Origin of the sequence: Marinobacter sp. EhC06, from assembly GCF_001650915.1 — a bacterium.
GTDB lineage: Bacteria > Pseudomonadota > Gammaproteobacteria > Pseudomonadales > Oleiphilaceae > Marinobacter.
Map to the genome: position 1 here is coordinate 78,385 of NZ_LXYO01000004.1, position 21,507 is coordinate 99,891.

Annotated in this window: 18 protein-coding genes; 10 read left to right on the forward strand and 8 right to left on the reverse strand. The window is 58.0% G+C overall.

Features of this window, described 5'->3' with window-relative positions:
- Positions 1–14 precede the first annotated feature (14 nt).
- From A8B84_RS04310 to A8B84_RS04325, 4 genes are all read right to left on the reverse strand, one after another.
- A complete protein-coding gene (locus A8B84_RS04310) occupies positions 15–902 on the reverse strand; it encodes a DMT family transporter (RefSeq protein ID WP_064228206.1) in 888 nt (295 codons plus the stop codon).
- A 103-nt stretch (positions 903–1,005) separates the two neighbouring features.
- Positions 1,006–3,201: a hypothetical protein gene (locus A8B84_RS04315; protein ID WP_064228205.1), complete on the reverse strand. Its 2,196-nt coding sequence runs from the start codon at positions 3,199–3,201 to the stop codon at positions 1,006–1,008.
- Positions 3,198–3,932 (reverse strand): TVP38/TMEM64 family protein, encoded by a 735-nt coding sequence (locus A8B84_RS04320; RefSeq protein ID WP_064228204.1) that lies wholly within the window; start codon positions 3,930–3,932, stop codon positions 3,198–3,200. The genes A8B84_RS04315 and A8B84_RS04320 overlap by 4 nt, the downstream gene beginning before the upstream one ends.
- 58 nt (positions 3,933–3,990) lie before the next feature.
- Positions 3,991–4,230, reverse strand: coding sequence for a TIGR02647 family protein (locus A8B84_RS04325; RefSeq protein WP_064228203.1), 240 nt, complete (start codon positions 4,228–4,230; stop codon positions 3,991–3,993).
- Between the two features lie 55 nt (positions 4,231–4,285).
- On the opposite strand from A8B84_RS04325, the gene A8B84_RS04330 reads away from it, so the two are divergent.
- Positions 4,286–4,996 carry a pseudouridine synthase gene (locus A8B84_RS04330; RefSeq protein WP_064228202.1) on the forward strand — a complete coding sequence of 237 codons (711 nt, stop codon included), beginning with the start codon at positions 4,286–4,288 and terminating at the stop codon, positions 4,994–4,996.
- Here A8B84_RS04330 and A8B84_RS04335 read toward each other — a convergent pair.
- Both A8B84_RS04335 and A8B84_RS04340 read right to left on the reverse strand, forming a co-directional pair.
- Positions 4,993–5,481, reverse strand: coding sequence for a hypothetical protein (locus A8B84_RS04335; RefSeq protein WP_064228201.1), 489 nt, complete (start codon positions 5,479–5,481; stop codon positions 4,993–4,995). The genes A8B84_RS04330 and A8B84_RS04335 overlap by 4 nt on opposite strands.
- 81 nt (positions 5,482–5,562) lie before the next feature.
- The gene (locus A8B84_RS04340; RefSeq protein ID WP_064228200.1) at positions 5,563–6,087 is read right to left on the reverse strand and encodes a shikimate kinase; all 525 of its coding nucleotides are present in this window, start codon (positions 6,085–6,087) and stop codon (positions 5,563–5,565) included.
- Between the two features lie 179 nt (positions 6,088–6,266).
- On the opposite strand from A8B84_RS04340, the gene A8B84_RS04345 reads away from it, so the two are divergent.
- From A8B84_RS04345 to A8B84_RS04385, 9 genes are all read left to right on the forward strand, one after another.
- Positions 6,267–6,968 carry a lytic transglycosylase domain-containing protein gene (locus A8B84_RS04345; protein ID WP_064228199.1) on the forward strand — a complete coding sequence of 234 codons (702 nt, stop codon included), beginning with the start codon at positions 6,267–6,269 and terminating at the stop codon, positions 6,966–6,968.
- Between the two features lie 23 nt (positions 6,969–6,991).
- Positions 6,992–7,924 carry a LysR family transcriptional regulator gene (locus A8B84_RS04350; protein ID WP_064228198.1) on the forward strand — a complete coding sequence of 311 codons (933 nt, stop codon included), beginning with the start codon at positions 6,992–6,994 and terminating at the stop codon, positions 7,922–7,924.
- A 68-nt stretch (positions 7,925–7,992) separates the two neighbouring features.
- A complete protein-coding gene (locus A8B84_RS04355; protein ID WP_064228197.1) occupies positions 7,993–8,808 on the forward strand; it encodes a putative hydro-lyase in 816 nt (271 codons plus the stop codon).
- A 50-nt stretch (positions 8,809–8,858) separates the two neighbouring features.
- Entirely contained in the window at positions 8,859–9,824 is a 966-nt protein-coding gene (locus tag A8B84_RS04360; RefSeq protein ID WP_064228196.1) for a TRAP transporter substrate-binding protein, read from the forward strand.
- A gap of 59 nt (positions 9,825–9,883) precedes the next feature.
- Positions 9,884–10,402 carry a TRAP transporter small permease gene (locus A8B84_RS04365; protein WP_064228195.1) on the forward strand — a complete coding sequence of 173 codons (519 nt, stop codon included), beginning with the start codon at positions 9,884–9,886 and terminating at the stop codon, positions 10,400–10,402.
- Complete coding sequence (locus tag A8B84_RS04370; protein WP_064228194.1) at positions 10,402–11,709, forward strand: TRAP transporter large permease; 1,308 nt, start codon at positions 10,402–10,404, stop codon at positions 11,707–11,709. Before A8B84_RS04365 ends, A8B84_RS04370 begins: the two co-directional genes overlap by 1 nt.
- 31 nt (positions 11,710–11,740) lie before the next feature.
- Positions 11,741–12,475: a 5-oxoprolinase subunit PxpA gene (locus A8B84_RS04375; RefSeq protein ID WP_064228193.1), complete on the forward strand. Its 735-nt coding sequence runs from the start codon at positions 11,741–11,743 to the stop codon at positions 12,473–12,475.
- Entirely contained in the window at positions 12,472–13,164 is a 693-nt protein-coding gene (pxpB, locus tag A8B84_RS04380; protein ID WP_064228192.1) for a 5-oxoprolinase subunit PxpB, read from the forward strand. Before A8B84_RS04375 ends, pxpB begins: the two co-directional genes overlap by 4 nt.
- Positions 13,154–14,098: a biotin-dependent carboxyltransferase family protein gene (locus A8B84_RS04385; RefSeq protein WP_064228191.1), complete on the forward strand. Its 945-nt coding sequence runs from the start codon at positions 13,154–13,156 to the stop codon at positions 14,096–14,098. The genes pxpB and A8B84_RS04385 overlap by 11 nt, the downstream gene beginning before the upstream one ends.
- Positions 14,099–14,130: 32 nt before the next feature.
- On the opposite strand, the gene putA is transcribed toward A8B84_RS04385, so the two are convergent.
- Positions 14,131–17,760, reverse strand: coding sequence for a bifunctional proline dehydrogenase/L-glutamate gamma-semialdehyde dehydrogenase PutA (gene putA, locus A8B84_RS04390; protein WP_064228190.1), 3,630 nt, complete (start codon positions 17,758–17,760; stop codon positions 14,131–14,133).
- Between the two features lie 169 nt (positions 17,761–17,929).
- On the reverse strand, positions 17,930–21,424 hold the full coding sequence (locus A8B84_RS04395; protein ID WP_064228189.1) for an NAD-glutamate dehydrogenase: 3,495 nt from the start codon (positions 21,422–21,424) through the stop codon (positions 17,930–17,932).
- Between the last annotated feature and the right edge of the window lie 83 nt (positions 21,425–21,507).

The window sequence follows — 21,507 nt, forward strand, 5'->3', positions numbered from 1 at the left end:
CTGGGAACAGTTTTTTAAGCCGGTTTTTTCTGGGTAACCACCAACGCCACACCAACAATGGCGATCAGGCCCCCCGTCATGGCAAGCGCGCCCAGACGCTCGTCGAACAGAAGGAACGCCTCCAGTGCAGTAACCGGTGGCACCAGATAAAACAGGCTGGCGACCTGGGAAGCCGCACCCTGGCGGATCAGCCACATCAGTAGCAACACGGCGCCGATGGATAAGCCGACGACAAGCCAGGCCATGGACAACTGCAATTGCAGAGTCCACTCAACCTCTCGGGTTTCCAGGGCAAAAGCCCCTACTGCAAACAAGGCGGCCGCTGCCGAAAATTGAATCAGCGAGCCCGCCACCAGATCCGCGTTGGTGCCGTATCGTTTCTGATAGACGGTGCCCATGGATATGCCGGCAAGTGCAAAAACGGCCCAGAGCAGGCTCCAGGGTGAGTACATTGAGTCTGAGCCGTTGACTCCAAATTTTTCCAGAAGCACCAGGGCAACACCGACAAGGCCCAGGGCCAACCCGACCCACTGCCGACCAGTGACAGATTCCTTAAGGAAGACAACTGCCGCAGCCGCGGTTACAAGTGGCTGCAAGCCAACAATCAGGGAAACAATCCCGGACGCCATACCGTCCTGGATCGCGTAGTAGACCCCGCCCAGGTAGCAGCCGTGCACCAGCATTCCGGTGACCGCAAGATGCCCGGCACCGCGCCAGCCCGGCCAACGGGTTTTCATGATCCAGGCCAGCCCCGCCAGCAATACCAGTGTCAACAGCATGCGGATCAGCAGCAGCGTAAACGGCTCCGCAAACGGCAGACCATACTTGGCGCCGATAAAACCGGTACTCCAAAGCCAGACAAACAGCGCGGGCACGAAAAACGAGTAGAACAGTGAACGCATGGACCCCAACCGGATTCGATGTATTTGTCAGTCAGCTTACTTTATAAGTTAGCAGGCAAACAAAACAGATACAGAAAACCGGTTTCATGACCAGTACAGATTGTCAGCCGTCAGTCTCCGGAAGCCTGATCTCGATATCGGGTTCTGCCTTGTGCCAGTTGCCCTCCCAGGTTACTTCATGCACCTCACCTGGCCGCGGCGTAATAGTGATGGAAATGCTTCCGAAGCTGGTCGGTGCCGGACCAAAGCGGATTGGTTTGTCCTGCTCCAGCCAGCGCGGGGGAATACCGGAACAGAGAATCAGGCGGTCGCCCTCCTCCCGAACAAAGCAGTTGCGAACCATCAACACCCATTCGGCAGATGCCCAGACATGGTGACCATCGCCCATGCACCCGCCCCCGGTCGCTGGATGGATCGCTTCGGGCCACTGCCCGGTGGGCGATGCCAGTCTGGCAACGGCATCCACCAGATCGAGAAACCGTGGATCATCCGCGCGCAAGAGTACTTGTGCCACATGCAGGGTCAGGTAGGCGTTAAGGCCCGAGTGAATCATGTCCTGATAGAACGCCCCTTTCACAAAGCATTTGTCGAGCAGGAACTCGACACAGTCGAGCAACCTGGGGTCATCCGGCTCACACAACTGGGTTGGGTAACCGATCGCCAGAGAGCCAATGGCGCCGGCATCCAGGCGGCGGTATGGCGAGGCCGGCATTCCCGGTCGCTTCAGGCGTTCCTCACAGGTTGCCAGACTGCGATCAACAGCCTGACTGAACTCCCGGGCCCCGGCGCCAAAATGCTCGCTGGTTTGCCGGTCAAAGGGGCCAAGCAATGCTTCGCCGGCCTTGAGGCCGGCGATTCCCCAGAAATCGTCCCAGTAGTAATAATCATTGGGCCCCAGGTGCTCGGCACTGAAACCTGCGGGCAGCAGACCGGCGTGAGGCTCATCAATGGCCTCACCGAGGCGTTTGTTCTCGATCCAATGAGCGCCCTTACGCACGGGCTCCTGCCATTCACGGTGCAGCGGCCGGCCGGTGAGTTCATGGAAGCGCCGGAGAATCCAGAGCACTTCACCGTTGGCATCCCACTCCCCTTCCTGGGAACGGAAATAGCCATTTTTCAGCTGCCGCGCCGGAAACTGGCTCAGCGCCCGTTCGGCCCGTTCGGGAAGCCCGGCGCAGAGCAGTGCGTGGATGATGAACGCAGCATCGCGAAACCAGAAGCGCTTGTAGGTGTATGGCCCGGGGTATACATCCTCCGGCGAATGCAGCACCAGGGAATGAAGAGCTGCGTCGTACAGAAACTGCCAGGTTTCATCGGGGCACTCCAGCCTGGTGTGGCCTTCCAGGGATCTGCCCCAGGCATCAGAACGGATGGTGGGCGCAGAATCATCGGACAGCGGCACCCTCACCGTGAGTTCTGAATCCTCGCCGGCCTTGAGCGTAAACAGGGCGGCGGCTGTAACCATACCGACATCGCACTGGCCTTCACTCTGGTCCTCCGTGTCCTGAAGGTGAATGCGGACATCGCCCTGGCGGTAGTCGGAGACATGGTGCCGCTCTGCCGGACGGCTGAAAAACACCGCCTGCTTGCCATCCACGGTCCAAGCGTCTCTCTGCTCGGACAGCCGGACCTTGTTGATAAAACTGATCCCTTCAGGATTGGCCGGTCGCAAGGCGAGCACCAGTGAGCCAGAGGTCTCTGCCCGCGCCGTCACAACCATCTCGCAAACCGGCCGGCCATTTTCGACCACAACACGGGAACGACTGGTCAGGGCCAGACCGTCCAGTTCGGACTCAGTGACCACACAGGGGCCATCCGAAAACTCCTGGCGCTGGCTGGCCGTTTTGCTGCGCGAAGGCAACAGGCATCGGCCATCGTCTGCAAGCAGCCAGGCATCGAGCGACCAGCCGTCATGGAACGGCGTCAGCAACCCACGGGGATCGACAACCGGCAGTTCATCCACATCCGGCTGGCCAATGGCCGTCCAGTTACGGTTGCTCAGATTAATGTGGGTGATGGAGAACGCCCTGGGAATAAAGGAAACGTCCTGGGGATCAAACTGACGCTCCACCCAGTAGGGCCAGACCCAATCGAGGTTGTGCTGGATAACCCGGCTGTTGATCAGACCCCGCGCGTGAAAAACTACGCCGGCTCTGAGCAGCTCAATGGGCTCGCCGACTTCCGAAGGTTGGGCAAAACTGTGCAGTTTTCCCAGCAGCGCAATCGGATCAAGAAAGCCGTGACGATGGGCCATGCGTTTCACCAGATAGCGCCAGGGCAACCACTTCATCCAGCTCATTCATTTGCCTCCTGTTCCGTTGGCTCAGTCTCGACTTTGTAACGGGCCAATGCCCGGCGGGCCAGACGATTAAGAAACACGACCGCCAATACGGTGCCTACGAAGCCGGCACCGTATATGGTCCACTCCAACGGTGTACGACCAGTCTCCCGTACGCCCAGTGTGGACAGATCAGCCGCCAGCGACCCCAGATAAACGTTATGGAGCGAAAAGGGAATAACTCCCAGGAAAGTCCCGGCAACGAATCCGCCGAACGAGAAATTGGTGAGACCGAACAGGAAATTGGACAGTTTGCCCGGAAAGAAAGGAATCAGACGGGTGAGCAGCACGATTTTCCAGCCATGGGGCGCCATTTCGTTGCTCACCACAGACAATCGCGCCCGATTGCGGATATACACGTGGGCGTGTTCGCCCAGAAAATGCCGGGCGATCAGAAAGGCAATGGCAGCTCCCAGGGTGGTACCCACCACCACGTAGGCCGTGCCCTCAAGCAAACCAAATACAAAGCCGGCGCCGGTGGTAAGCAGCACTCCCGGAAGCAGCAGTACCATGGCAAGCACCATGATGCCGATAAACAGCAAAGCCGCCCAGGCTCCCTGGGTATCGAACCAGCGCAACAGGTCAACCACCTGCTGATGAACCCCGAACGCATAGAGCAGACCAACAATCAGCCCGACTCCGGCAATGCTGCCGCCCATCCAGAGAACGGGCGATTTCTTCCAGTTGCTCATGGCCTTACCCTAACGCGGGAAGACACCGGGTCTCAAAGTGGGCAGGTTCCTCCCCGATTCAGGGACTACTGAGAATCGACTGGAGTTTCTGAGTCAGGTCTACGGCTTCCGCTCCGAGCGGGGTGAGGTAGCCTCCATCTTTCTGGCTGATCAGACCTTTGGCGTGCAGGCTTTCAGCGGCTCTCACCGTTTCCGGGGCCGCCGAATGGGCATGCACCTTAAGGCCCTCCTGAGTAGACGTTGAGGGAAACTGGCCCAGCAGATTGAGTTCGGCAAGGTGATCAACAGAGAATGGCATGGCATTTCCTCGTATTATTGTCGGGGGTTAATATTCAGCATAGCCGATTCACACCATGAAGCTTTCCCGAATTCTCAGCAACCAAAACGGCGTCAGTCGTCGCCACGCCAATTTCCTGATCGCTTCCGGTCGGGTGGCCGTTAATGACGTAATCTGCCGAGACCCTGCTGCCGAGGTGGATCGATTTTCATGGGTACGGATGGACGGCGAGATCATTCAAGAGGCTGGAGCCTGCCATTACCTCATGCTCCACAAACCCGCAGGCTTTCTGAGCGCAACGCTCGACGACACCCACCGGACCGTGATGGAGCTGATAGCGCCGGAACTGCGCGAGAACCTGCACATTGCTGGACGGCTCGACCGCGCCAGTACTGGCCTGTTGATTCTTACCAATGATGGCCGCTGGTCACGCCAGCTCACCGAGCCTCGAATCAAGATCCCGAAAGTCTACCGGGTCGGCACCGCCTATCCGATTTCTCCAGAGACCCCTCATCGATTCGCGGAAGGAATCTGGTTCGAGTTCGAGCAACTCACCACCTCACCTGCGAACCTGGATCTCCTGGCTCCCTGCGAAGCCCGAGTGACCATTTACGAGGGCCGCTACCATCAGGTGAAGCGCATGTTCCATGCCGTAGGTAATCGCGTGACTGCTCTGCATCGGGAATGCATGGGAAAGATCCAGTTGGACCAAACCCTTTCTGAAGGCGAGTATCGGAGCCTGACCGACGAGGAACTCGATCTCACGCCGGAACAAGAGCCTGACTAGATACTGTCAGAGCGCCTTTCTGATTCCTCATCCAGCTCTTTCTCGGTGTCACTCCATTGCTCCGAAAGCGCTTCATAGGCCTCCGAAAATCCCTTGCGGGCACGTTCCCACGCTGACGCGGAACTTTCTTTAAGCTCCTGGTACCAGCTTTGAACACGAGCCCGCTGTTCCCGCAAAGACTCCAGGCTCTTCTGGGCCCGCTCCCGAGCGGTGTCGCTCATATCGTCCCAGTTTTCGGAAAGTTGTTGCTCAAGCTCCTGGATCCGTTTGTCCAGGGCGGACAATGTTTTGTTGATCGAATCCTCAGCCTGCTCTTTCTGGTCAGAACCATAGTCCTGAAGCGCCTCGCCCAACTCCCGGGTTTCCTGTTTAAGCGACTCCACGGAAGAATCCGTCGAGGAATCCGCCGGTGGCGTTTCGGCCAGAGCGGCACCTGAAAAGATTCCAAAAAAAGTGATCGCAAGCACGTAAGTCCAGTTCTTCATTGTTCAATCCTCCAAACACATATCTGGACTGTAGCAGCGAGATCTGGCTCGATGCACCTTAACGAAACCTAATACTGGGGCTCACCGCTGATCTGAAAACAAGCTATTGACGACCGCTTCGCAGACCTGATCCTGATTCAAACCTGCCCCCTTCACCGTCAGATCCGCATACCGGGAATACAATTCAAACCGTTCTTCAAACAAGGCTTCCAGGGACTGGTCCGGCCGCCGGGAAATGCCCCGCATGCTGTGATCGCCGATTCTTTCAATAACCAACTCGAGCGGGATATCAAGAAACACCACGGTACCGTTGGTCTTGAGGTGTTCCATGGCGCGGGCACTGTAGACGGCGCTGCCTCCCGTGCTGATGACCTTGTGCCGGACATCCAGCTTGAGAAGCACCTGCTCTTCGATTCGCCGCAGGGCTTCGTAGCCGTCCTGGTCTACAATTGCCTGGAGGGTGCGGCCAGTTTCTTCCTGAATGAGCACATCGGTATCGACAAACCCGAGGCCCAGGCGCTTGGCCAGCAGAACACCCACCGTGCTCTTGCCACTGCCGGGCATACCGATCAGAACGAGGTTGCCTGTGTCGGTCGGGTTAACCATGATGCTCTAGATGGACCTCTTCATAGAATGAGAACTGGCCGGCATTAAATGCAGAACGTAACATTTTTACGACAGAGCGCGCGCTTTATTCCGCCCCGTAAGCCCGTATAATTCCGGCTACGGCTGTTTTTAGAGAATACCTGAAGCCGGCCATTGACGGCATCTTTCGCGAGTGAGTAATGACCATCGGCAGATCATTTCTGATCCCATCCATCGCAGCGCTTGTGCTTGCCCTGTCCGCATCCGCCATGGCAGACGGCATCAAGCGTATTGTGCATCCGGATGGCACCGTTGAGTTCACCAACGTTAAAAGTGCCAGTCAGCCCAGGGCCTCTACGGGCAACGATACCGTCTATCGCTACACCGATGACAACGGTGTGGTGGCCTATAGCAGCGTGCAGCCTGCCGGTGCCGAGTTCGACGTTATCCGCTTCCATTGTTATGCCTGCGACCCGGAATCCAGCGTCGACTGGCGCAAGACGCCACTGTTCACAAAGCCATTCGATTCCGAGATCCAGACCGCTGCACAGGAATTCGGGGTTGATCCCGCGCTTGTTCGCGCTGTAATCCACGCCGAATCCGCATTCAACGAAAAGGCCCTGTCCCCGGTGGGCGCACAAGGGCTGATGCAACTAATGCCAGGTACGGCCGAAGAACTGGGTGTGCGCAATGCGTTGGCGGCGGCCGAGAACATCCGTGGCGGGGTGCATTATCTGGCCAAGATGCTCGACCGGTTCAAAGGCGACATCCGGCTGGCTACTGCCGCCTACAATGCAGGGCCCGGTGCCGTGAGCCGCTACCAGGGCGTGCCGCCCTACGCCGAAACAAAGGCCTATGTTGAACGGGTTGGCATCCTTCACGAGCGCTATGCGGCGCTTTAGGCCCCTCTGAGGTCCGGGAATCAATGAACTTCAAGCGTCTGGAGACCTTTATCTGGGTTGCGACGCTGGGTAGCTTTCGCAAGGCTGCAGAGCACCAGCACACCACCCAGCCAGCCATTTCCAACCGTATCGCGGCTCTTGAAGAAGAGCTGGGAGTCAGGCTGTTCGAGCGCGAATCCGGCCACAGCAAACTGACCAGCAAGGGCCAGGAACTCCTGCCCTACGCCGAGAAGATCGTCTTTATGGCCCAGCAGCTGCGCAAGCGGGCAGACCGTGGGGCCTCGCTGTCAGGCATTCTTCGACTTGGCGTTTCCGAAACCATCGTTCACTCCTGGCTGCCGCGTTTTTTCCGGGAACTGCATGAAACGGCCCCCAATCTGGATGTGGAAATCACGGTGGATGTCTCCGGCAACCTCCGATCCGGTTTGCTGGATCGGAGCCTGGATCTGGCCTTTTTGATGGGCCCCGTATCCGAGCCGAAAATTGAGAATCGGGCGCTGTGCAGTTTCCCGCTGATTTGGGTAGCCAGCCCGGAGCTGAATCTTCCAGACAGGCTTTTGAAACTCAAAGAGCTCGCCGAGTGGCCCGTCATTACCTATGCCAGAAACACCAAACCCTTTGCTGAAATCAGCCAGAAATTCAGTGAGCTGGATGACCTGCCAGCGCGCTTCTATTCGTCAAGCTCGCTGGCAGCCTGCCGGCAGCTGACCCTCGATGGCATTGGCATCTCCACACTTCCCCTAAGCGTAATCAAGCACGAACTGGAAAGTGGCCGGCTGGTCCAGCTCAACACCTCGTGGACGCCCTCAGAACTCGCCTTCACAGCTTCTTATTCCGGCGCTCCCTTCAACCCTATTGCGGAGCTGGCAGCAAACCTTGGAGTGATGGTCTCCGACGAATACGACCGGGCAACACATCACGAAAAGTTATCGCAAGACCTAAAAAACGATAATTAGACTTTTTCACCAGCCGGTATACCCTGAAATTTAGTTGTAAAAGACAATTTCAATCAGGGGTTACCGTCATGCACACCGGTGCGTATTCCGATTTCAAGAACAACCTGCTTGATCAGGCCTCAGAAGTACGCGCCCGCATTCGTTCGGGCGCCCACACAGCGCCCACAAGTGGCCTGGCCAACAGCCTGCTCCAGGGGAACGTGGTCATCCTGCCGTCCGAATGGGCCGGCGATTTTCTCCTATACTGTCAGAATAACCCGGTTGCCTGCCCCCTGATTGGCATGTCTCAACCCGGTGACCCCAGCCTCCCAGACCTGGGACACGATCTGGATATCCGGACCGATGTACCGGAATACCAGGTATTCCGGAATGGCGAGCGGGCGGAGAAAGTCACGGACCTCAAGAGCCTCTGGCAGGACGACCTGGTGACCTTTGTCCTGGGTTGCTCGTTCTCGTTTGAAGATGCCCTGATCAGGGCCGGCCTCTCTGTCCGGAACGTGGACGAGGGACGGAACGTTTCCATGTTCCGCTCGAACATAGCTACCCGGCCCGCGGGCCGGTTCAGTGGCAACATGGTGGTCTCCATGCGCCCGTTCAACGGTGCGGATGCGATCCGCGCGATACAGATCACGACCCGCCTGCCAAAGGCCCACGGTGCACCGGTTCACATCGGCGATCCGGCCCTCATTGGCATCCGGGACGTTAACCAGCCTGATTTTGGAGATCCGGTAACGATCAGGCCGGGCGAGCTTCCGCTGTTCTGGGCCTGCGGGGTTACCCCGCAACTGGCCCTCGAGAACGCGCGCCTGCCTTTCGCAATAACCCACGTACCGGGAAAAATGCTGCTTACCGAGCGGCTGAATGAAGAACTGGCGGTACTCTGAAGCCCCAGTTCCTTTTAAACGATAAAAAACAGAAACACGGGAGATTCGTTATGTTCAAAAAACTCGCCACAGCCACCCTGGTTACCGGGGCGCTGCTTACCTCAGCCGTTCAGGCCGATCAATGGCACATGCCAACGCCCTACGGCGACGCCAACCTGCCTACCCAGATCGCCTACGGTTTTGCCGAGGACATCAAAAACGGCACCGATGGTGATATCACCATCACCGTTCATTCCGGTGCATCCCTGGTAAAGCACCCGGAGATCCCCCGGGCGGTGAGAACCGGCCAGGTACAACTGGGTGAAATCTTCATCGGCATCATGGGTAACACCCATCCGGTGTTCAAACACGACAATATTCCGTTCCTGGCAACCAGCTTCGAAGATGCCAAACGACTCTGGGAAGCCGCCAAGCCACAGATCGAGAAGCAACTGGACAAGGAGGGCATGACCCTGCTGTATACCGTGCCCTGGCCCGCACAGAGCCTGTATACCAAAGCCCCGATTAACACGCTGGAAGATCTGGAAGGCCTGAAGATGCGAGCTTACAGCCCCTCTACATCGCGTCTGGCTGACCTGATGAACACCACCCCGACAACGGTTCAGGTACCCGAGATCCCGCAGGCGTTCAGCACCGGCATCATCGACGCCATGATCACCTCGCCGTCAACGGGTGCCAACGGCCAGGCCTGGGATTACCTTTCCCACTACACCGACATCAAGGCCTGGATTCCCAAGAACGTCGTAGTCGTCAACAAGCGCGCCTTCCGTCGCCTGAGCGATGAGCAGCAGCAGGTCATCCTGGATGCGGCCGCCGCTGCCGAGGCCAAAGGCTGGGAAGGCGTTCGCAAGACCGCGGCAGAGGACACTGCCACCCTGGCTGAAAATGGCATCACGGTTTCCGAGCCGTCTGATGAACTGATGGCCGAGCTCCAGAAGATCGGCGACATCATGGTGAAAGAGTGGGAACAGGAAGCACCGGAAGAAGTCGGCGCCATCCTGTCCAACTACCGCTAAAAGTTCACTCAACGGAAGCCTCCTGAGTCTTCGGGAGGCTGTTCCGGGAGGCATCCGTTATGAACTCTCTTCGAGAGAAATTTTATCTGGCATCCGGCTACGCTGCTGGTTTCTGCATCGCCCTGATCATGGTCGTTATTCTGGCCCAGATCGTCGGCCGCCTGTTCGGCTTTATCATTCCCTCAGCGGAAGACGTGTCCGGCTGGGCTCTTGCCGCCTCCACTTTCTTCGGTCTTGCCTACACCTTTCATAACGGCGGCCATATCCGCGTCACTCTGGTTATCCAGAAGTGGTCGGCACGGCCGAGATTCTGGCAGGAGCTGGTCGTACTTGTTTTCGGGTTCGGGCTCGCCTGCTACATGACGTTCTATTGCTGGCACATGGTGTGGGAGTCCTACATCTTCGAGGAGGTGTCCCACGGCTATATCCCGATCCCCATCTGGATACCGCAGGTTCCGGTTGCACTGGGCATGACGGCACTCAACATTGCCATCCTGGACGACCTGGTTGCCGTGATTCGCAAGCGCACACCGTCCTACCAGCAGCATGAAGACGAGCTCAATCTGGAGGAAGTGTAATGGATATCGCATTTCTCTCCATTGTCCTGGCAGTTGCGATGATCCTGATGCTTGCCGTAGGCGTGTGGGTCTCCCTGACCCTGGTTGGGGTAGGCGTTCTGGGCCTGCTGCTGTCCGGCAACGATCAGATCGGCCTGCTGTTCGCCACGTCCAGTTGGGGCGCCAGCACCAGCTGGTCTCTGACGGCCCTGCCCATGTTCATCTGGATGGGGGAGGTTCTGTTCCGTACACGACTGTCCGAGGATTTGTTCAAAGGCCTGGCCCCCTGGATGGGCGGACTGCCGGGCAAACTGCTCCATGTAAACATTCTGAGTTGTGGCATTTTCGCGGCTGTTTCCGGCTCTTCCGCAGCCACGGCCGCAACCATTGGGCGAATGACTCTGCCGGAACTGAAAGCCCAGGGTTACAGCGACAAGATGGCGGTAGGCACTCTGGCCGGCTCCGGCACGCTGGGGCTGTTGATTCCGCCCTCCATTATTCTGATTGTTTATGGCGTGGCCGCGGAAGTTTCCATTGGCCGCCTGTTTATTGCCGGTGCTCTGCCCGGCCTGATGCTGGTTGCCATGTTCATGGGTTACACCATGATCTGGGCCAAGCTCAACAAGGATCAGTTGCCAACCACCAAAAAGGAAAACCTGGCGTTCTCGGTCAAGATCAAGGCCCTGAAGATGCTGCTTCCGATCGTTGGCCTGATCATTTTCGTACTCGGTTCTATCTATACCGGTTTTGCCACGCCAACCGAAGCCGCTGCACTGGGTGTGTTCGGCGCACTGATCATCGCGGCCGCAACCGGTTCACTCAGCATCCAGAGTTTCAAGGACAGCCTGTTGGGGGCTGTGAAAAGCTCCTGCATGATCGGCCTGATTCTCGTCGGTGCCCACTTTCTGACCCTGGCCATGGGCTTCCTGGGTATTCCGCGGGAACTGGCCGCCTGGATCGGCAGCATGTCCCTGTCGCCGTTCGAGCTGCTGATCGGCCTGACAGTGCTGTTCGTCCTTCTCGGCTGTTTTCTCGACGGAATTTCAGTCGTGGTTCTGACTGTCGCGGTTGTCATGCCAATGGTTCAGCAGGCTGGCATTGATTTGCTCTGGTTCGGAATCTTTATTGTACTGGTAGTTGAAATGGCACAGATTACGCCCCCGGTTGGCTTCAACCTGTTCGTCATCCAGGCACTGACCGGTAAGGACATACTCTATGTGGCCCGGGCAGCCCTGCCGTTCTTCCTGCTGATCATGGCGGCGCTTTTCCTGATCGGCTGGTTCCCGGAGATTGTCACTTACCTGCCCCAGACCATGAGCCAGGGATGACGCAGGCAACAACGTTTTTCGGAGGTACACAATGAAACTCAACTGCGATATGGGTGAGAGCTTCGGCACCTGGACCAAGGGTATGGATGCCGAAGTCATGCCCTACATTGATATGGCCAGCATTGCCTGCGGGTTTCATGCATCCGACCCGCTGACCATGGATCACACGGTCAAGCTGGCATTGGCCCAGAACGTCACCATCGGCGCCCACCCCGGCTACCCGGACCTTCTCGGTTTCGGCCGCCGCGACATGGACTGCCGGCCGGACGAGCTCAAGGCCATCCTGGTTTACCAGATGGCCGCACTGAACGGGATCTGTCAGGTGCATGGCACCTCCATTTCCTACGTGAAGCCCCACGGGGCTCTCTATAACCGGATGATGGTGGACAACACCACGCTATCCGTTGTTATGTCCGCAGTGCGCTCTTATGCGCCGCAATGCCCGCTGGTGGTTATGGCAACCCCCGAATGGCAACAGGTCAAGGACCGGGCGGATGAGTACGGTATTGAGGTCTGGTTCGAGGCCTTTTCCGATCGCGCGTACAGCGACGAGGGCAAACTGGTAAAACGGTCGGTACGCGGTGCCGTCCACGAAACCACAGAAGCCATTGAAGAACAGGTCACCCAGATTATCCGGGACGGCACTGTCACCTCAATTTCAGGCAAACGCATTCCGATCAAGGCCGATACAATCTGTATTCACGGTGACAGCTACCATGCCGTCGATGCGGCGCGGCACATGCGGAAGGTTGTTGAGGCACTATGAAGATCGAGTCGGTCAACGAAAACACCTGCATGGTGTATTTTGGCGACCAGATTGGGGCGAAATCTGCGGGCCTGGTCAAACAGGCCAGCGACCGGCTGCGGCGCGATATGTCAGACCTCATCATCGACCTGGTGCCGTCTTACACGTCGATCCTGGTGACCTGGGATCTGGAAAAGGCTGATCGGTTTGCCATCACCCGCAGGGTGCGCGAAGTGATAGACGCCGACGACAATAATTCCACCGAGGACGATTCAGCCCGGATCGTCGAGCTGCCCGTCTACTATGATCCGGAAGTGGGGCTGGACCTGAAGGATGTCTGCGAGCATGCCGGCCTGTCCCGGGACGAGGTCGTTCGCATTCACAGTGAACAGCTTTATCAGGTCTACGCCATCGGCTTTGCTCCGGGGTTTGCCTACCTGGGAAGTACCGATGATCGGATTGCCATTCCCCGGAAATCCACGCCCCGACTGAAAGTCCCTACCGGCAGTGTCGGCATCGCAGGCACTCAAACCGCAATCTACCCGAGCTGCACGCCCGGTGGCTGGCAGATCATTGGTCGCACGCCGCAGAAAATGGTTGATTGGGACAGCGACTCGCTGGCGCTGGTACAGGTGGGCGATCAGGTCCGCTTTCGCGCCATCAGCCGGGACGAATTCCTCGAGCTGGGAGGCAACCTTGATGAGCTTTGAAGTCCTCGAACCCGGAATGCTCGCCCTTGTTCAGGATGCCGGCCGCTACGGCTACCAGCATATGGGGGTGACAACCGGCGGCCCCATGGACGAGTTTGCGTTTTTCTGGGCGAACCGACTGCTGAACAATGATCTCAATGCCCCCCAGATCGAAATCACCTTTGGCAGGTTCAGCCTGAAGGCGAACCATGATGCCTGCATTGCCATTACCGGCGGCGATCTGGGCGCCCGCATCAATGGTCGGGCCATTGAGCCCTGGCGCACCCATCAGATCAGCGCGGGTGACCGGCTGGACTTCACTGCGCCGATGAGCGGCCTGCGGGCCTACCTGGCGGTCAGCGGCGGATTCAAGCCAGCCATGAAACTGGGCAGTTGCGCTACCGTCAGCCGGGAAGGCCTGGGCGGTATCAATGGCCAGGGAGCGAAGCTGGCAAAAGGTGATAGGTTGGAGTTTGAGACAAACGCAGCATTTGTCGAGGCGTTTCTGCCCGAATCAGACATCCCCGATTACCAGCAACATCTTCGTCTGGGCGTTATTCCAGGCTACCAATACGAAAGCTTCCCTGCCGTTCAGCGAATGAAATTTTTCTCGTGCGACTATGAAATCAGCCAGAATATCGACCGCATGGGCTATCGCCTGAAGGGCGACGCCATTCATTCGGACCTGAACGGGATTGTCTCGGAGGGGATTGCCTATGGCGCCATTCAGGTGCCCAGCGACGGCCAGCCGATTGTTCTTATGAAGGATCGGCAAACCATTGGCGGCTACCCGAAAATCGGCTGCCTGAGTGCCCTGGATGCGGGTCTTCTGGCTCAGAGGGGGCCGGGGGCATCGGTGAGTTTCTATCTTTCGGACGTCGCCGAGGCCGAAGGCCGCCGGATGCTGTTTAACCAACGCTTAAAAACAAACGCGCCCGGCATCAGGGCTGACTGACGCCGGGCGCGTTTGTTACTGATTGCTGCCGATTATTCGGAGGCGGCAATCAGGCTGGCGTTACCGCCCGCTGCAGTTGTGTCGACACACAGGTGACGTTCGATCACAAACCGCTGATCCAGGGTGTGCTCTGTAATCAGCGGCAGCAACGCGCCATCACGCTTGGCCAATGCCTCACGATAGGCCTTCAGCAAAGACTGAACGCCGCAGCTGACCACCGCCTCGAAGCCGTCGACGGTTGCCAGTGCCTCCGGCTCCAGCAGACCTTCCGCGCCAGTGATTGGCAGTCCGGCATTGGCGGCCTGGTCCACGGTGTCCTGAACACCCGGCGCAATCACCACCACCATATTACCTTGTGACAACGCGGTGCCGGCCTGCTCCAGAGCGGTTTCCTTATCCGGCCCCAGACACACCACCACACCACGGGCATGGTTGGTCAGGCGGTTGGTCTCACCGGTTGGCCCGGGCAGCTCTTCCACGTGAGCGTCGAGCGGCGCCGGAACGTCCCCGAAGATAGGCTTGATGGCCTCCATGCGGGCATCCGGCTTGGGCGCCTTCAGCTTATCCAGCTGGCCGATCAGCTTCTGCAACTGCTTGGCATCCACTTTCCTGGCGCCGGAATCCGCCTCACGCTCAACCGTTTCACCTTTCAGGAAACGACGAACATACTGGGGACCACCAGCCTTGGGACCTGTGCCGGAAAGGCCTTCACCACCGAAGGGCTGGGAGCCCACGATGGCGCCGATCTGGTTCCGGTTTACATAGGTGTTACCCACCTTGATCCGGCTGGAGATGCGCTCAACCCGGCGATCAACACGACTGTGGATACCAAACGTCAGACCGTAGCCCTTGGCATTGATGTCATCCACCACCTTGTCGATATTCTTCGCCTCGAACGTGGCCACATGCAATACCGGCCCGAAGATCTCCTCTTCCAGTTCCTCAATACCACTGACACTGAGGACCGCAGGAGAAACAAACAGCCCTTTCTCGGGAACTTTCAGCTTCTTCAGGAGCTTGCCGTTGCGCTCGAACTTGTCGCAATGGTCCACAATTTTCTTGCGGGCATTCTCGTCGATCACCGGCCCCACATCCGTAGACAGCAACCAGGGGTCACCGATACCCAGTTCTTCCATGGCGCCGTACAGCATCTCTAGCAGACCATCGGCAATATCTTTCTGCACATAAAGCATGCGCAGGGCCGAACAACGCTGGCCGGCACTCTGGAAAGAGGAGGCCAGTACATCGCGCACCACCTGCTCCGGCAGTGCCGTGGAATCCACGATCATGGCGTTGAGACCACCGGTTTCCGCCACCAGCGGCGCGTCCGGCGCCATGTTCTCGGTCATCACCTTGTTGATGCGCTGAGCGGTGGCGGTAGAGCCGGTGAAGCATACGCCACTGACACGGGAATCAGAGGTCAGGGCCGCACCCACGGTGGCGCCGGTGCCCGGCACCAACTGGATGGCACCCGTCGGGATACCGGCCTGGTGCATCAGTTCCACTGCGCGAATGGCCAACAGCGAAGTCTGCTCCGCCGGCTTGGCCACCACGGTGTTACCTGCGGCCAGGTTGGCCAGGATCTGCCCGGTGAAGATGGCCAGCGGGAAGTTCCAGGGGGAAATACACACCATGACACCGCGGGCATCGCCACTGTCTTTATAGCGGATGGCCTCGTTGGCGTAATACTGGGAGAAGTCGACCGCCTCACGGATTTCCGCCACCGCATCCAGCAGCGATTTCCCCGCTTCACGGGTGGTGAGGGCGAACAACTCTTCGTAGTTCTCCTCATACAGGTCGCCGACCTTACGAACGCACGCTGCGCGCTCTTCAGCGGACTTCCCGGACCAGCTTTTGAACGCAGCTGCAGCAGCGGTAATCGCGGTGTCCACATCAGCGTCCGAGGCCTGGGTTACATGGCCGACCAGATCGTCCGGATCGGCGGGGTTACGCACTACCTGCACTTCGGTGCCGGCCACTTCGCCGGCAATCACCGGACCGCCCTTCCAGCGATAGTCCTTGTAGGCACCGCGACCCTTCTCGATCTCGTTAACCGTTACCGGATCGGTGATATCCCAGCCCTTGGAGTTGCGACGCTGATCGCCAAACAGTTTGAACGGATGAACGATCGCCTTGCTGGAGATGTTTTTACCCATCTGCTCAACGCTGACAATTGGATCCTTGGCAATTTCCTCGGGGGTAATGCTGGTGTCCACGATCTGGTTCACGAAGGAACTATTGGCACCGTTCTCCAGCAGGCGACGCACCAGGTATGCCAGCAGATCCTTGTGTGGGCCAACAGGCGCATAGATGCGACAAGGCACGCCACTGACTTTCAGAACCTCATTGTGCAGTGACTCGCCCATGCCATGCAGACGCTGGAACTCGTAGTTGTCCACACCCTTGGTTTTGGCCATTTCCAGAATGGAGGAAACTGAATGGGCGTTGTGGGTGGCGAACTGCGGGTAAATGCGGTTCGTCATGTTCAGCAGCTTGGTGGCGCAGGACAGGAACGACACGTCGCTACAGGCCTTGCGAGTGAACACGGGGAAGCCGTCCAGGCCCATTACTTGGGCACGTTTGATTTCGGCATCCCAGTAGGCGCCCTTCACCAGTCGCACCATGAATTTGCGGTCGTATTTTTCAGCCAGGCCGTAAAGCCAGTCGATCACGAACGACGAACGCTTGCCGTAGGCCTGGACCACCACGCCGAAGCCATCCCAGTTCGCAAGCTCGGGATCGGCAACCAGTGCTTCGATCACATCAAGGGAAAGATCCAGACGATCCTGCTCCTCGGCGTCGATGTTGAAACCCATATTGGCGGCCGCTGCCTTTTTGACCAGTTCGCGGGCCCGGGGCAGCAGTTCGTTCATCACCCGCTCTTTGTTGCCGTATTCGTAACGGGCCAACAGGGCAGAGAGTTTTACAGAGATGCCGGGATTCTTACGGACATCGCCCTTGCTCGCCTTGGCAATACTATCGATGGCATTGGAATAGGAGTCGTAGTAACGCTTGGCGTCATCATCGGTGCGGGCGGCTTCACCCAGCATGTCGTAGGAATAGGTATAGCCCTTGGCCATGTATTCCTTGGCTTCATCCTGGGCTTCCTCGATATCACGGCCCAGCACGAACTGACGGCCCATTTCCTTCATGGCCTGGCCGGCAACGGTGCGGATGACCGGCTCACCAAAGCGCTTGAGGAGTTTCCGCAGGGTTTCGCCCACGGTATTGCGCTCTGAATCCTTCAGCAGATTGCTGGTCATCAGCAAGGCGACCGTGGCCGTGTTGATCAGTCCAGACGACGCCTTGCCCACGTGGGTACCCCAGGCGCCGGAGGTGATCTTATCCTCGATCAATTCATGGATGGTCGTGTTGTCAGGCACACGCAACAGCGCCTCCGCCAGACACATCAGTGCCACGCCTTCCTTGGTGGTCAGACCATACTCCGCCAGGAATTTTTCCATGATGGTGGACTTGGCATTCTTGCGAACGCTACGCACCAGTTCAGCCGCACGGGCAGAGATAGCATCGCGCTCGGCCTGGGACAACTGGGCACCAGCAATCATCTCGTGGATAACCTTGTGCTCGTCAGCGAGATAATAATCACGAATCGCCTGCCGGCTATCGACAAGCTCGGGCGTCTGTGATTGCTGCGGTCTCATAGTTGTACCCTCTTAGTTGTTTGTCTCTCCCGCATTCTACCGAGATCAACAAAGACTATTTCTCTATAAAATTCGGACAAGCGCCCCATTACGGCTTTTTTAGATAATAAAAATTTAATATTTTTCTTCCAAAACCTTATCTTTAGGGCGTTTTGCCTCTCATCGCCCTCTAAGCGGCTTTCATTGCCAGCTCTCTGAGGACGCCATGTGCCACCGAGAAAACAGCACAATCCACATCATTGGCGGCCTGCATGTCGTTCAGCATCCGCTCCCAACGGGCGAGCAACATCCGCTTGTCCTCGCGCCAGGACTCGAGACGGCTTTCCGGCGTTCCCTCACCTTCCACCGGCTCGGAAAACACGCTGAACGTCAGGTTCCGCAACTGATGATCCAACTCGTCGCGGAAATGAATGGTCGCCAGTACCTGCCAGTGGCCATTCGCCCGGAACGCTCGCATCTGCCGATCCAGCCAGGTCAGGTTCAGACTTTCACCAAGAGTGAAATAGACCCAGGCTACGGATTCCAGGTCCTCACCCAGCTGACGGGAGATCTCGATCATATCCATCAGCCAGTAGCGGCTTTCTGCGGACGCACACCAGGCCGATAAGTCCTCGGGAACCATCCGCTCACAGTACTCAGCATAGCGGTCATACCACCGACTTGCAGGAATCACCGATTCAAGACGGCTTCTGGAGGCCAAAACGTCCGACATCGGGGCCCGGTAATGATCAATGCAAGAAACCGGGTCCAATGCCTGCCGGCGGTTCTGCAGCAGCCAACTGGTGCTGCGGGTAACCAGTCGGATGGCGTCGGCAAACAGATCTGCCTGAACGTCTGCGCTGACTTTTCCATCCAGTGATTCCATAGCCTCCCAATGGGCGTCTACGTCATGAATTCGCAGGGAGATCAGGTAGGCCGCAGCTATCCGGCCGACATCTGCCCCCGTGGCACTGCGAATACGGTCGAACCAGGTGATACCCATACGGTTCACCATATCGTTGGCAATCTGCGTGGCCGAGATTTCTGCACGCAGGGGATGAGACTCGACCGCTTCCGGGAAAGCGGCCAGCAGGGAGGCAGGAAAGGCCGAGTGCAGCGCTGAGTTAAAGCGCGTGTCATGGACGATTGGCGATGCAACCAGGGCCTGCTTGAGCTCAATCTTTGCGTAGGAAACCAGAACCGCCAGCTCCGGCCGTGTCAGACCTCCCCCGTGTTCTCGGCGGGCCTGCAACTCCTCGTCAGAAGGCAGAAATTCAAGACCACGGTCCAGCTTTCCCTCAGCTTCAAGCCTGCGCATCAGGCGATCATACTGGTCAACAGTGGCAACCGCCGGGTTCTGGGCCAGGCTGAGCGCCATGGCCTGCCGGTAATTGTTGCGGAGAACAAGCTCAGCCACTTCCGGGGTCATGGCCCTGAGCATCCGGTTTCGCTCCGGAAGCGACATCAACTGCCGATGCACCAGGTCGTTGAGCAGGATCTTGATATTTACCTCGTGGTCCGAGCAGTCGACGCCACCGGCATTGTCGATAAAATCGCTGTTCACGGAGCCGCCGCGACGGGCGAAGTCGATCCGGGCCTTCTGGGTCACACCCAGATTGCCGCCTTCACCAAGAGCTTTGCAGCGCAGCTCGGTGCTGTCGATACGCAGAGCGTCATTGGTTTTGTCGCCCACATCCTCGTGGGACTCCGAGGGTGCTTTCACATAGGTACCAATGCCACCGTTCCACAGCATGTCTACGGGTGCTTTCAGCAGAGCGCTGATCAGATCCGCCGGCGACAGGCTTCGAGCCTTTATGCCCAGCACCTTACGCATTTGCGCAGACACCGGGATGGATTTCATGGAACGCGAGAACACCCCGCCGCCATCGCTGATCAACCCGGTGTCATAATCGGCCCAGGAGGAGCCAGGCAGATTGAACAGTCGCTGTCGCTCGCGAAACGACGCCGCGGCATCCGGATTCGGGTCCACAAAAATATGCTGGTGGTTGAACGCACCCACGAGGCGAATCCGGTCTGACAGCAGCATCCCGTTGCCAAACACATCCCCACCCATGTCACCGATACCGACCACCGTGAACTCATCGGACTGGGTATCCGTGCCTTCTTCGAGGAAATGCCGCTTTACCGATTCCCAGGCGCCCCGGGCTGTAATGCCCATTTTCTTGTGGTCATACCCCTCGCTGCCGCCAGAGGCAAAAGCATCGCCCAGCCAGAACCGGTACTCGGCTGCCAGTGTGTTGGCTATATCGGAAAACGTGGCAGTGCCTTTATCGGCGGCGACCACCAGATAGGTATCGTCGCCGTCATATCGAACCACATTATGCGGGGGGACGACCTGACCATCATCCAGGTTGTCGGTGATGTCCAAAAGCCCTCTTATAAAGGTCTGATAGCAGGCGACACCTTCCTCCCGCAGAGACTCCCGTGAGCCGTCACGTGGCGGCTGTTTCACCACGAAGCCACCCTTGGCGCCCGCGGGCACGATCACCGAGTTCTTCACCTGCTGGGCTTTCACCAGACCAAGAATCTCCGTGCGGTAATCCTCAATCCGGTCAGACCAACGAAGCCCGCCCCTGGCCACCGGCCCCGAGCGCAGGTGCACGCCTTCAATCCGCGGCGAATAGACAAAAATCTCGAACTTCGGCGTCGGGCGTGGAATATCCGGAATCGACGACGGATCCAGCTTGAGCGACAGGTAGGAAGGAAACCCTCCATCCTCCCGGGTCTGAAAATAGTTGGTTCGAAGCGTTGCCCGGATGAGCATAAAGAAGCGCCGAAGAATGCGGTCGTCGTCCAGGCTTGCCACGGCTTCGAGGGAATCCCGAAGCTCAGCCTCCAGCCTTTCGGCTTTTCCCTTCCGACCTTTGATATTGGGCTCGAAGCGACTGAAGAAGAATGCAACCAGCCGCGAGGTAATATCCGGATGACGGGCAAGTGTTTCTGCAATGAAGGGCTGACTGAAACCGAATCGAATCTGCTTGATGTAGCGGGCATAGGCCCTGATCAACGCCACTTCACGCCAGCCGAGGCCGCACAACATGATCAGCTGATTAAAATCGTCGTTTTCGGCAAAGCCGTTCCAGATTTCCCGGAACGCTGACTGGATCAACGGCCTGGCAGTGCCCAGATCGGCGGCTCGGCACCTGTCGTGGAGCTCTACGGTAAAATCACTGACCCCGAAAGTTTCGCCATCCCGGCGACGGACCCGATAGGGATGCTCACCGAGAACACGCATTCCCAGGTTCTCCAGAATCGGGATAACGTCTGAGAGAACGACCGGCTGGCCTTCGCTGTAGAGTTTAAAGTGGAATCCCGTCTCGGCCGAATCCCGCGGCTGGTAAAAGCGCATGGGGACATCGGTGCTCACCGCGATGGACTGGATCTGCTCGATATCGGCCAGGGCTTCAGCCACCGCAAATCTTGCCCGGTAGGCGGAGGGAAAACCGCCACTGAACACCTGGGCGTAGCGCCCGCCAATCGAATCTCCAAAACTCCGGACCAGCTCGCCATGCAGGTCGTCGTCCCAGGATCGGGATTCCTCCACCATCCGGGCCACGATCTCCCGGAGCTCGAGGGAGTCGTCGTTGTCAGACGCCTGGTTCTGGAGGACGTCGGCAAGCTGTTCCAGCAGGGTTTGTTTTTGTAATGCGCGGGAATCGGTCATCGAAACTCTCCGGACTTGGTCAACATTCACACTGGGCTGATTGAGCTACCAGTATACGCAAGCCCAGAAAGTCACTTAGACCA